Here is a 12404-nt window from a genome sequence, read left to right as displayed (position 1 = left end):
TCATGCGAACAACTGACGGCGCCTGGCTCCCGGCGACATGGAAAACCAGCGCTGGCAAGCGCGATTGAACACGCTCTGTTCGCTATAGCCGAGCAGACCGGCAACCTGGGACATCGGCATGTGCCGCTCCGCCAGATAGTGGTCGGCACGGTCACGCCGCAGGCTCTCGACGATTTCATCGAAGCTTCGCCCCTGCTCGGCCAGCCTTCGCTGCAACATACGCACGTGCATGCCCAGTTGCTCGGCAATCAATGGCAAACGGCAACGCTGTATCGGCATCATGCGCAAGACCAGGCGCTCGACCTGACTGACGACATCCGACGTCGCTTGCAAGTCGAACTGCTGGAAATACTGTTCCAGTGCGCGATGCAGGTAGGGCGCTTGCTGTTCAATCCGCTGATTGAGTTGTTCGTCACGAAGTACCAGGGCGTTGCAGGATTGACCGGTGCACACCGCGGTTTTGAAATAGCGCCGGTACCGTGCCTGAGCCACTGAGTGATTGGCGGAAAACAGTACGGCCTGGGCAACGAAGTTGTCGCCATACAGCAACTTCATACCGTTATGCGCCACCCCCATTGCCAGCTCCACCATTTGCCGTCGCGGGGTCGGTCCGGTCAGGCGGATGTCGATCAACAGACGCGGCGCCTGCTTCTCGCTGAGGTCCAGATCAAGCTGGATGCCCGGGCTGTGGTAGCCGATAAAACGGATGATCTGCTCCAACGCCTCCCCCGCCGTTGCGCACGTTCGAGCGATGACCGCAATCGGCCCCAAGACGTGCAAGTCCTGGTACTCGGCCATGCGCAGGCCAAAATCAGGGCAATCCAGCTCTCGTGCGGCAAACTCCAGCAGCCCGACCAGCGAACGCAACGGTACCCGTGCCTCCTCGTCCATCAGCACGTCCGGATGGATGCGGAAGCGCTCGAGCATGAGGTCGGCTTGCCCGCCGAGCTGGCTTGCCACCTCACGGAATCCGGTCAACGAGCTTGATCTGATCAATGTAGTCATGTCGTCAAAGATCAAATAATTGGCATGAGAGGTCAATAATTTTCTACCGCCTTCAGCCAACAATCGGTCCCAGGTACCTTTGTTGCTTCCTGGTGAAGCAGCCCCTGTTCGCTCGCTCGGGATCATTGTGTGATGGAATTCGACTACGTAATCATTGGTGCCGGTTCAGCCGGCTGTGTCCTGGCCAACCGCTTGAGTGCAAATCCCGATATCACGGTATGTTTGCTGGAGGCCGGTCCGGAAGACCGCTCGCCATTGATCCATGCCCCGGTGGGCGTCGCGGCGATCCTGCCGAGCCGACACGTCAATTGGGCATTTCACACAGTACCGCAGCCCGGTTTGAACGGACGTCGCGGCTACCAGCCACGCGGCAAGGTACTGGGCGGAAGCAGCTCGATCAACGGCATGGTGTACATCCGTGGCCACCACAGTGACTTCGATGATTGGCAGGCGCTGGGCAATCCCGGCTGGTCGTTCGCCGATGTACTGCCGTACTTTCGCAAGAGTGAAATGAGCCACCGCGGCGCATGCGACTACCACGGGGCGCAAGGCGAACTCTATGTCGGCAGGAACCCGATGCATCCCGTCACGCAAGCGTTCATCGAGGCGGGGCAGATGGCCGGACACCGCCACAATCCCGATTTCAATGGCGTCGACCAGGAAGGCGTTGGCCAGTTCGACGTGACGATCCGCAACGGTCGGCGCTGGAGCACGGCCACCGCGTTCCTCAAACCGGTTCGACACCTGCGCAAGAACCTCACGGTGCTGACGTCGGCCGCGGCCGAACGCATTGTGCTCGAAGGCAAAAAAGCCGTCGGTGTCGAGCTGCGCCTCAAGGGCAATCGCCAGACCATCAAAGCACGCCGGGAAGTCCTGCTCAGTGCCGGTTGTTTCGGCAGCCCACAATTGCTGATGCTCTCGGGGATTGGCCCGCAAGAGGAACTCAACCCCCAAGGCATCACGGTGCAGCACGAACTGCCCGGTGTGGGGCAAAACCTGCAGGACCATCCGGATGTCGTGCTCAGCTACAGGAGCCAGGATACGTCATTGATGGGTGTCTCACTGCGCGGCAGCGTGAAGATGGGCAAGGCCTTGATCGATTATGCCCGTCATCGGCGCGGCCCTTTTGTGAGCAACTTCGCCGAAGGTGGCGGCTTCCTGAAAACCGATGCCACACTTGCACGCCCGGATATCCAGCTGCATTCGGTGATCGCGATGATCGACGACCACAACCGCAAGCTGCACTGGGGCCACGGCTTCAGTTGCCACGTCTGCGTGTTACGGCCCAAGAGCATCGGCAGCGTCGGCTTGCAATCAAACGACCCGAGCGCCCCGCCGCGCATCGACCCGAACATTCTCGGGCATGACGACGATGTCGAGACCCTGCTCACGGGCTACCGCATGACCCGGAACATCATTCAACAAGCACCGATGGCGCGTTATGGCTTGAAGGATATGTTCAGCGAGGGCCTGTACGGTGATGAACAGCTGATCGAGCTGTTGCGCCAGCGTACCGACACCATTTATCACCCGGTCGGTACCTGCAAGATGGGCAACGACGAGCATGCCGTGGTGGACAGCCAATTGCGCGTGCATGGCATCGAGGGGCTGCGGGTGGTGGATGCCTCGATCATGCCGACGCTGGTGGGCGGCAACACCAACGCCGCTTCAATCATGATCGCCGAACGCGCGGCGCACTGGGTGTCCACGAGTGGGTGATCCTGCTGTCGAATAGACCTTCGGCGTTGCTGCCGGAGGTCAGCGGTTTCGGTACACAGGTTCCGAACAGTGCGGCAGTGGTTTGAGGTGATTTGTTCCTGATCAGCTAAGGTAACTGGGTCAACCACCCGTTTGGGCAGATCATCCATGAACGCCTACTTCACCCTGTTCTTCGGCATGTTCACTACCCTGCTGGCAATCATCAATCCTCTGGAAGCCATCCCGGTGTTCCTGGGTCTGTTGCAAGACAAGGATGCCGCCGAACAGCGGCGGGTGGCGCGCAAGGCCTGCCTTTATGCGCTGCTGTTGATGTTTTTCTTTTTGATTTTCGGCAACCTGCTGCTGCGTTTGTTTGAAGTTCCGCTGAGTATGATTCGGGTGGTCGGCGGGGTGATCCTGATGCGAATCGGGTTCGAGCTTTTTGCGCCCTCGCCCGACAGCAGCCTGATTCCAAGCGGTGGCAAAGGTGACGAGGACGTATCTTTCATCCCCATGGCCATGCCGATCATGTTCGGCCCCGGCGCCATTGCCACGGTGATTGGCCTGACCAGCACCATCAAGGACTCCGACCGCGCCGTGCTGTCCTTCGCCGTCGTGGCGCTGGCGATCTGCGCCACCATGCTGGTCACTTACCTCTCTTTGGCCTACGCCAACAACATCCTCAAGAAGATTGGCCCGCAAGGCATCGATGCCGCGACCCGCATCGTCGGTTTCTTCGTTTCGGCGATGGGCGTGGGGCTGATCTTTCACGGGACGGTGGAGTTTCTGCAGTCGTATGGGGTGCTACTCAACGGTGTAACAAAGTAGGAGTGAAAGCTCTCCCGCAAAAAAACGGGCGCCTGTTTGGGGAATGTCAGTTAAGGAGATAAACCTGTAGGAGCCGGCTTGCTGGCGATTACGCAGGTACAGTCGACACAATTGTCGTCTGATCAAGCGCTATCGCCAGCAAGCCGGCTCCTACAGTGATTGCCGTTTTCTCACGCTTAACTGGTCGGCCTTACGCCTGTTTAATCGTGCCCGTTATGACCACTCTGCCGCATGGCTTTGAGAATGCCGTCCAGGTTGTAGGTTTCCGGCGCCTGCATGGGTGGGAAATCCTTGTACGACATCAGCTCCTTCTCCCAGAGCAACTGTCCGATCGGCAGCATGTTCCAGTTGTAGACATAGGCGTTACCCGGTGAGCCCAAGGCACCGCCATAGCCGGTGATGGACTTGGCGTCGGCACCGACCGTTGTTTCAAAAGGGTCGCGCTTGAGATTGAGCAGTTGGGTCCAGTGGAAAGTGGTCGCGCCATACAACCCGCCCGTCGCGGTATCCGGCACCATGGTGTAGTACATCTTCCAGTTCTTGTAGCGCACCGCCGAAGGTTGCGAGCCGGTGTAGTAGAAGAAGGTATCGCGCGCCGACTTGTCGGACTTGCCGGTCAGGTAGTCCGTCTGATCCACGCCATCGAGCTTGGTCTTGACGATGCCGGGGTAATTGCCCGCCATGATCTGCTCGTTCAGCTCAGTGCCCTTCTTGCCGCCAGCGATACTGACCAGTGTCGGCACCCAGTCGAGTGAGGCAAAGATGTCGGTCAGGACCGTGCCTGGCTTGATCACCCCAGGCCAGCGGATGACCAGCGGAGCGCGCATGCCACCTTCCCAGGTGGTCAGCTTGCCGCCCTTGAACGGGGTCGTACCGCCGTCGGGGAAGGTAATGGTTTCCGCACCGTTGTCGGTGGTGAAGACGACTATGGTGTTGTCCAGTTGGCCCATGTCCTCGAGTTTCTTCAGGACATAACCAATGTTGTCGTCCAGTTGTTTCATGCCTGCTTCGTTGGTGCCCCAGTCTTTTCCGCCGGGCTCACCGACCATGGCGTCATACTTGGGTGGCAGTACCGTGGTGATGTGCATGCGTGCCGGGTTGTACCAGACGAAGAAGGGTTTACTGGTCTTCTTCGGATCGTTGCGGTCGAGGAAGTCGATGACCTTGGCGGAGATTTCTTCATCCACGGACTTCGAGCGTTCCAGCGTCAGCGGCCCTTCGTCCTTGCACGTGGTGTTCTTCTGCGTACCGTCGCTGGAGACGCAGGACATGACCGGACGAGGTGGCGTCAGGCAGGTACCTTCCCGCGGATCGATGGCGCCGGGCACGTCCGGCAGCCCGTTGATCGGTGTGGCCTTGCAGGGTGGGGCGATGCCCTGCACCTGCGGCGTCTTGTTGATGTCGACAAAGCTCACGCCTTGCATCGCGTCGAGGTGATAGAGGTAACCCCAGAACTCCTGGAAGCCATGGGAAGTCGGCAGTGCCTCAAAATTGTCACCCAGGTGGTTCTTGCCAAATTCGCCCGTGTTATAGCCCAGATCCAGCAGGAACTTGGACAGTGCGGGGGTACCAGGGCGCAGCCATGACGGGCTGCCGGGCAATTGCGGTGGGATCATGCCGGTTCGCAGCGGGTGCATCCCGGTAAAAAAAGCGTTGCGCCCCGCCGTACAACTCTGCTCGGCGTAGTAGGTCATGAATTTCGCGCCTTCCTGGGCGATGCGATCGATATTCGGCGTTTCACCCACCGCCAGGCCCTGGTGATAGATGCTCGGCTGCATCCAGCCGATGTCATCGGCCATGATGAACATGATGTTGGGTTTCTTGTCGGCCGCTTGAGTCACTGTCGACAGGCTGGCTGCACCGGCAAGACTGCTTAACGCCAATCCCGTCAGTACAAGTTTTCTCAGTTTCATGAACTTGATCCTCTTCCAGTTGATTCACATAACTACCCATCTCGGATACGTCGTGCTCTCATCTCTCAAGGCTCAAAAACTTCAACTGCCCCATCCTTAATACTGACGGTCATCCGTCACGGGGGCGGCTTCCTTAAATATGTTGAGCTTTGACCGCAATGGTGTTTGGCTCCAGTCATTTGCATACCCAGAATTCAGCCCTACCACTAACCGGATGGTGAGTATAGACGCGCATTTACAAGGAGTCGGCCACAAGGCCGCCCTCCTTGGATCACCTCATTTCAGCGCTTTGCCTGCGCGACATCGCCGCAGAAAATATCGACGCTGCCATCTTCGGGTGATGTACGCACGACGATGGAATATTTTCCGGAAAGCAACTCTGACGTTGCGATAGGCGCATTACGGTAAAAACTCCAACCATTGGACCCGGCTTCATTTTTTGTATTGACCTTATCGTTCATTGCATAGGCGACAGGTCCGGGTTGCTGACAGCTGCCTTTGTTGATGAAGGTGTAAATGCGCGGCGGCAGGAGGGTTCCGGTCGGAACGCCAGTGATATAGAAATCAAAATTGGTCTGGTTGCCTTCGGCCGTCAATGTGGCGTTACCCGTCTGGCCCGCATTTCTGTGGGTGGCAGCCAGAGGCAGATTCATTGAATGGTTTGAAGCCGTGCTGCAACCGAAGAGACCTGCCATGAGTAGCGCGAGTGGAACGATGCGGGCATTCATAACAACCTCCAAAAGTGGAAGAAGTGCATGGGGGAACATTGGGTATAGCTCATTAATAAATGGGCTGTACCTCAATAAATCCGCATTGGACAACTTCGTACCTGTCACCCGGCGATCAGGCAAAAAATAGAAGAACCGCTGTCATTGCCATCTGCCCCTGGCTTTCACGCCCCCATGATCTTGACCAACAGACTTTCGCGCTGGCAAACGTCGGCCTCCACTGCCCTCACTTCTTTCATGAACACCTCTACCGCGGGTGGCAGCGAACGTTCCTTGAGGTAAATGAAGCCGTACCGGGTACGCAGTGCGAGGTCCTGAACGGGTAACGACGCGATTTCTCCCGCCGACAATTCGCGCTCGAACGTCGACAGATTCCCCAGCGCCAGGGCGTTGCTGTTCTCGACGAACTTCACGATTTGCATGGGGACATCAATTTCGATGGCCGGTACGAAGTCTCCGGTCAGCGCATCATAGGCACCGGCACAGCCCAGTGTTGCCGGAAGCAAGTGGGTCGCCAACCGCAAGGGAATGCGCGAAGCCACCCAGGGGTAATCGAGTGTTTGTGCCAGCGTCAGGGAACGGTTTTGCGCAAGCAGCGGATGGTCCGGGCGGCAGAACAAGCGGCCTTCATGCTCCCCCAACAGCTCGCAGGTGAGTTCTTCCCGGCCTTGCAACGTGCTGATTTCAGCGATGCCCAGATCCACCACGCCGGTTGTGACCTGGTGAGCCACCTCGCGCCACCCGGCCACATGTGCCGTCACCCTGATTTGCGGGTGCCGGGCATGCATCCGCGCGATGCCGGCGTAGCCGCTGATAATGCTGGGGTAAGGACCGAAAGCGACTTTCAGTGCGCCGATATCCCCGCCCGCCAGCAAGGCGATGTCACGCCGCAGATCCTGCTCGGCCACCAACAGGCGCCGACTCTTCTCCCGAAGCAAATGACCAAATGCAGTCAATACAACGCCGTCGGTGCGTCGATCGAACAACGTGACCCCCAGTTCGCGCTCCAGCAACTGGATGCTTTTGCTCAGCGCCGGCTGGGAAACACCCAGAGCCTTTGCCGCCCGGCCAAAGTGTGCGTGCTCGATCAATGCCAAAAACTGACGTAGACGGTTCGGCGTCACCTCATAACCTTTATGTTATCGAATGTCTTTAAAACGGAATTTTTCGGAATTGACTCAATATGCTATTCATGGTTCGACGGGTCAAGCCGAGAACGCAGAACACTTGCGTTGCCTTGGCGCCCTTGGACATTTCATCTGGCGCAGGAACCTTTCATGTACAACAAGACCCTCCATCTGGCACTGGCGATCACACTGGGCGGTGGCATCAGCCCTTGCGTTTTCGCTGCCGATGTAAACGGCGCAGCTTCCGATCCGGCTCTATCGCAAAACGTGCACTTCGACAGCAAGGGCAAGGCGCCTTCGTCCTACACGGTCGATATGCAGAACACTGTGCGCAAGACACTCCCCTTTGCAGACAAGCGCGACCTTGAAGAAGCGAAAAAAGGCTTCATCGCCGCACCGCCCTACAAGAAGATCATGGCCGACGCCGGGAACGTCGCGTGGAACATGGGGAGCTACAACTTCCTGAATGAAGGCAAGGATTACGACAGCATCAATCCGTCGCTGCAGCGTCAGGCGGTGCTCAACACGGCCTATGGCCTCTATGAAGTCGTTCCGGAAAGGATTTACCAGGTGCGCGGGTTTGACCTGGCCAATATCACGTTCATCAAGGGCGACACCGGCTGGATTGTCTTCGACACGCTGCTGTCGAAGGAGACCGCCAGGGCCGCCCTGGACTTCATCAACGAAAAACTGGGCAAGCGCCCGGTCGTGGCGGTGGTGATCTCCCACTCCCATGCCGATCACTTTGGCGGAATCCGCGGCGTGGTGGACGAGGCCGATGTCCGCAGCGGCAAGATCCCGCTGATTGCGCCGCAAGGCTTCATGGAGCACGCCGTGGCTGAAAACGTCTACGCCGGCAACGCCATGAACCGGCGGGCGTTCTTGCAATATGGCGTGCTGTTGCCCCACAGCCCGTACGGTCATGTCGACATGGCCATTGGTAAAAATGCTTCGATTGGCAACATGGGGCTGATCGAGCCCAACCGTTACATTGCCAAAGATTTCGAAACCCTGACCATCGACGGTATCGAAATGGAGTTCCAGAGTACGCCCGGCACTGAAGCGCCTGCGGAGATGAATACCTGGTTCCCACAGTTCAAGGCGTTCTGGGCCGCCGAAAACATCACCGGCACCATTCATAACATCTATACCCTGCGCGGCGCCCTCGTCCGCGACCCGCTGGTCTGGTCGAAGAACATCAACAATGCCCTGTATCGTTACGGTCAAACGGCAGACGTCATGTTCGCCTCCCACAGTTGGCCACGCTGGGGCAATGAGCGGATTCAGGATGTGATGCGCGCGCAACGCGATGCCTATGCCAACCTGAACAACGCCGTGCTGCATGCCGCCAACCAGGGCGTCACCATCAACGAGATTCAAAACGTCTACAAATTGCCCGAAAGCCTGAAAAACAACTGGGCGACCCATAGCTACCACGGCTCGGAAGAGCACAACAGTCGCGCCGTGATCAACCGTTACCTGGGTTACTGGGATGCCAATCCGGCGACGCTGATGCCGTTGTCGCCGAAGGATTCGGCACCCTTGTATGTGGAAATGATGGGCGGCGCCGACAAGATCATGGCCAAGGGGCAATCCTTGTTCGACCAGGGCAAGTACCGCGAAGCCTATGAAATCCTCAACAAGCTGGTGTATGCCGAACCGCAGAACAGCAAGGCCAAGGACTTGCTCGCGGATGTCTATGAGCAAGTCGGTTATCAGAAGGAAAGTGCCGGCGTGCGCAACAGTTTCCTCTCGGCCGCGTATGAACTGCGCCATGGCATGCCCAAGGGACTGCCGCCAAAAACCGGCGGACCCGACATGATCCGCGGCATGAGCACAGAGTTATGGCTCGAATACCTGGGCATCGCCCTCGATGGCAGCAAAGTCGCCGATCAACACTTCATCTTCAATCTCAAGACGCCCGATAACGGCGAGCAGTTCGTGGTGGAGTTGAGCAACTCGACATTGACCAGTATCAAGGGGCAGCAAGCCAGCAATGCCGACCTCACCATCACCCTTGACCGTGCTGATCTGGAAGGCGTGATGGCCCGCAAGACCGGATTTGAGCAACTCGTCGCAACCGGCAAGGCCACTTTCGAAGGCAACCGCAAACCGTTCGAAGTGTTAATGGCGGCGATCACCCCGTTTACCCCGACCTTTGAACTACTGCCAGGCACCCTCCAGTAATCCACCAGGGCTGCGCTTCACCCTGCCCCGGGGTGAAGCGCTTTGGCGTTCTACTTCGCGCCCCTGAATAAACAATAACGAGCAAGGATGGCGCTATTCATAAGTTGCTCCTTCCAATATCGAGAATATGAACTACCACTTATATGTGACCCCACCAGGCCGGTTGAACGTAATTCAGGTTTCTCGACGTTGGTTAATTCACCCTTATTCGAAAATGCACATTTGCCGGGATTTAATCCATGCAAACCAGAATAGGTGCACTGCCTGCCTTTACGGTCGGAGTTCGGCGATGTCGCAGTGCGGGAAGTGTCTTGCCACCCAAAAGCGACTTCATCCAAGGAGCACACAGCATCATGAATCTGTCCCGAAACCTGCTTGTCGGTGCCGCCATGGCCGGGCTTCTGCTCGGCGGTTGCACCTCCAAAGTCACTGAACAGACGCAGTACTCCGGCTACCTGTCCAACTACGACAATCTGCAGGAGGTCACCACGCCCAGCGGCGGCACGGCGATGCGCTGGGTGAGCCCGTCATGGAACCCTAATGCCTATGACACGGTAGCGTTCGAGCGACTGGAACTGTATCCGGCGCCCAAGCCCAATGAGCGGGTCAACCAGCAGACACTCGATGACATCCGGGACTACATGTCCAACAGGGTCAAGGCGACGCTGGGGCAGAAATACCGGATGGTCCACCACACGGGTGCCGCGCCAAGGGGTTCGAAAACCTTGATCCTGCGCGCCGCGATTACCGGCGTGAGCGCCTCCAACGAAGGCATGAAATGGTATGAAGTGGTGCCCGTCGCCGCTGTCGTCGGGGCGACACAGGCGGCCACCGGTCACCGCGATCAGGACACCGAGCTGTATATCGAGGCCGAGCTCGTCGACGCGAAAGACAACCAGACCGTGGTCAGGGTTGTGCGCAAGGTGTTCGGCAAGCAGCTGTCCAACGAAACCCAGAAAATCACCGCCCAGGACTTCAAGGCGGCGATCGACAAGTTGAACGTCGATCTCTGGGCATTCATCCGCAGTTGAATCTCTTCCCGGTAGAGGAATAGCTGACATGGCTTCCCATGCATTGCTTCAACTCACAAATCTGCACAGACCTTTAATCGTCGCAGCGCTCATTGCCAGCGCGCTTGCGTTAAGCGCTTGCGCAACGGTGGATGCCCAGACGACCGCCTACGTGGGGGTCGAGCACCCTGCCCCGACCCTGCCCAGCGAAGTCCAGATACTACGCACGGAACCGACGCGACCCAGTGTGCGTTTGGGCGAAATCCTGATCGATGCCAGTGTCGACCCGGCGCCCCCCATTACCCAGGTCGAACAGAAGCTGCGTGAAGAAGGCGCCAAACTGGGTGCAGACGCGGTGGTGGTGGTTTACGACCGGATCCAACCCGTCGCCGCTTACGTGACCGGTCCTCTGTGGAACCGCGACATCGATACGATCCAGGGTCGCAAGCTCAAAGGCATTGCCATCAAATACCAATGACGAGGTGCACAGCAATGAAAGCAATCCTGTCCTGGCTGACGGTCACGTTGGCGACTGTCTTGATCAGTGCTTGTTCCGCCGTGGGATCGAACGATGGCGGTGCTGGTGAAATGGAGATTCGCTCGGGCAAGATCGAGCAGATATCGCTGACGCAGATGCAGACCAATCACGACAGTGGCGTGGGCGCCGTACTCGGAGGCCTCGGCGGTCTCGGCATCGGCAGCCTGATCGGCAGTGGCACCGGACGCGACGTCGCCATGGTCGCCGGCGCACTCGCCGGTGCGGTGGGCGGCAATTATGCAGAGAAGAAAAAGTATGACCAACCGGTAGCGGCGCAGCAGGTCATCGTGCGGGTGAAAAGTGGCGTGCTGGTATCGATCACCCAGCCGATCAATCCGGCCCTGAGCAAAGGCATGAACGTTTACATCGAAGGCTCGGGGAATAATGCCCGGGTGCTGCCACAGGGTGGGTAGTGGCCACGCCTGGAGCGGTAAACGGCCATTGATCAAGCAACCCAAGGTATCTTCGCTGGCAAGCCAGCTCCCACAGAGAACGCCTATTCACCCTCGTTTTGTGAGCGACGCAAAACCCTGTGTGAGCCGGCTTGCCAGCGAAGGCGTTTTCCAGGCCGGTGCATGACCCGAGGCCGTCTTCGCTGGCAAGCCAGCTCCCACAGAGAACGCCTATTCACCCTCGTTTTGTGAGCGACGCAAAACCCTGTGGGAGCCGGCTTGCCGGCGAAGGCGTTTTCCAGGCCGGTGCATGACCCGAGGCCGTCTTCGCTGGCAAGCCAGCTCCCACAAAGAACGCCTATTCACCCGCGTTTTGTGAGCGACGCAAAACCCTGTGGGAGCCGGCTTGCCGGCGAAGGCGTTTTCCAGGCCGGTGCATGACGCGAGGCCGTCTTCGCTGGCAAGCCAGCTCCCACAAAGAACGCCTATTCACCCGCGTTTTGTGAGCGACGCAATACCCTGTGGGAGCCGGCTTGCCGGCGAAGGCGTTTTCCAGGCCGGTGCATGACGCGAGGCCGTCTTCGCTGGCAAGCCAGCTCCCACAAAGAACGCCTATTCACCCTCGTTTTGTGAGCGACGCAAAACCCTGTGGGAGCCGGCTTGCCGGCGAAGGCGTTTTCCAGGCCGGTGCATGACGCGAGGCCGTCTTCGCTGGCAAGCCAGCTCCCACAAAGAACGCCTATTCACCCGCGTTTTGTGAGCGACGCAAAACCCTGTGGGAGCCGGCTTGCCGGCGAAGGCGTTTTCCAGGCCGGTGCATGACGCGAGGCCGTCTTCGCTGGCAAGCCAGCTCCCACAAAGAACGCCTATTCACCCGCGTTTTGTGAGCGACGCAATACCCTGTGTGAGCCGGCTTGCCGGCGAAGGCGTTTTCCAGGCCGGTGCATGACCCGAGGCCGTCTTCGCTGGCAAGCCAGC

General features: G+C 58.5%; 10 protein-coding genes. 6 read left to right on the top strand and 4 right to left on the bottom strand.

Going from position 1 to position 12404, the window contains the following annotated elements; genetic code table 11:
• Window positions 1–960: an AraC family transcriptional regulator gene (locus AB7M25_RS10490; RefSeq protein WP_454237258.1), complete on the bottom strand. Its 960-nt coding sequence runs from the start codon at window positions 958–960 to the stop codon at window positions 1–3.
• A 177-nt stretch (window positions 961–1137) separates the two neighbouring features.
• Here AB7M25_RS10490 and AB7M25_RS10485 point away from each other — a divergent pair, with 177 nt between their 5' ends.
• On the top strand, window positions 1138–2724 hold the full coding sequence (locus AB7M25_RS10485) for a GMC family oxidoreductase (RefSeq protein WP_429560848.1): 1587 nt from the start codon (window positions 1138–1140) through the stop codon (window positions 2722–2724).
• Between the two features lie 147 nt (window positions 2725–2871).
• The gene (locus AB7M25_RS10480) at window positions 2872–3531 is read left to right on the top strand and encodes a MarC family protein (RefSeq protein ID WP_429383195.1); all 660 of its coding nucleotides are present in this window, start codon (window positions 2872–2874) and stop codon (window positions 3529–3531) included.
• A gap of 200 nt (window positions 3532–3731) precedes the next feature.
• On the opposite strand, the gene AB7M25_RS10475 is transcribed toward AB7M25_RS10480, so the two are convergent.
• The 3 genes from AB7M25_RS10475 to AB7M25_RS10465 all read right to left on the bottom strand — a co-directional run bounded on the left by AB7M25_RS10475 (window position 3732) and on the right by AB7M25_RS10465 (window position 7296).
• The gene (locus tag AB7M25_RS10475) at window positions 3732–5444 is read right to left on the bottom strand and encodes an arylsulfatase (protein ID WP_429383197.1); all 1713 of its coding nucleotides are present in this window, start codon (window positions 5442–5444) and stop codon (window positions 3732–3734) included.
• A 281-nt stretch (window positions 5445–5725) separates the two neighbouring features.
• Window positions 5726–6172 carry a hypothetical protein gene (locus AB7M25_RS10470; RefSeq protein ID WP_429383199.1) on the bottom strand — a complete coding sequence of 149 codons (447 nt, stop codon included), beginning with the start codon at window positions 6170–6172 and terminating at the stop codon, window positions 5726–5728.
• Window positions 6173–6336: 164 nt separating this feature from the next.
• Window positions 6337–7296 (bottom strand): LysR family transcriptional regulator, encoded by a 960-nt coding sequence (locus AB7M25_RS10465; RefSeq protein WP_429383201.1) that lies wholly within the window; start codon window positions 7294–7296, stop codon window positions 6337–6339.
• Between the two features lie 153 nt (window positions 7297–7449).
• Between AB7M25_RS10465 and AB7M25_RS10460 the strand changes: the two genes are divergently transcribed.
• The 4 genes from AB7M25_RS10460 to AB7M25_RS10445 all read left to right on the top strand — a co-directional run bounded on the left by AB7M25_RS10460 (window position 7450) and on the right by AB7M25_RS10445 (window position 11447).
• Window positions 7450–9486, top strand: coding sequence for an alkyl/aryl-sulfatase (locus tag AB7M25_RS10460; RefSeq protein ID WP_429383203.1), 2037 nt, complete (start codon window positions 7450–7452; stop codon window positions 9484–9486).
• A gap of 353 nt (window positions 9487–9839) precedes the next feature.
• Entirely contained in the window at window positions 9840–10517 is a 678-nt protein-coding gene (locus AB7M25_RS10455) for a DUF3313 domain-containing protein (protein ID WP_429383205.1), read from the top strand.
• A gap of 28 nt (window positions 10518–10545) precedes the next feature.
• Entirely contained in the window at window positions 10546–10974 is a 429-nt protein-coding gene (locus AB7M25_RS10450) for a hypothetical protein (RefSeq protein ID WP_429383207.1), read from the top strand.
• Window positions 10975–10988: 14 nt separating this feature from the next.
• Window positions 10989–11447 carry a glycine zipper 2TM domain-containing protein gene (locus AB7M25_RS10445; protein WP_104447842.1) on the top strand — a complete coding sequence of 153 codons (459 nt, stop codon included), beginning with the start codon at window positions 10989–10991 and terminating at the stop codon, window positions 11445–11447.
• Window positions 11448–12404 lie beyond the last annotated feature (957 nt).

This window comes from Pseudomonas sp. AP3_22 TE3818, from assembly GCF_053628995.1.
The sequence above is the reverse complement of the archived record's forward strand: the minus strand, read 5'-3'. Positions and strand labels throughout refer to the sequence as shown.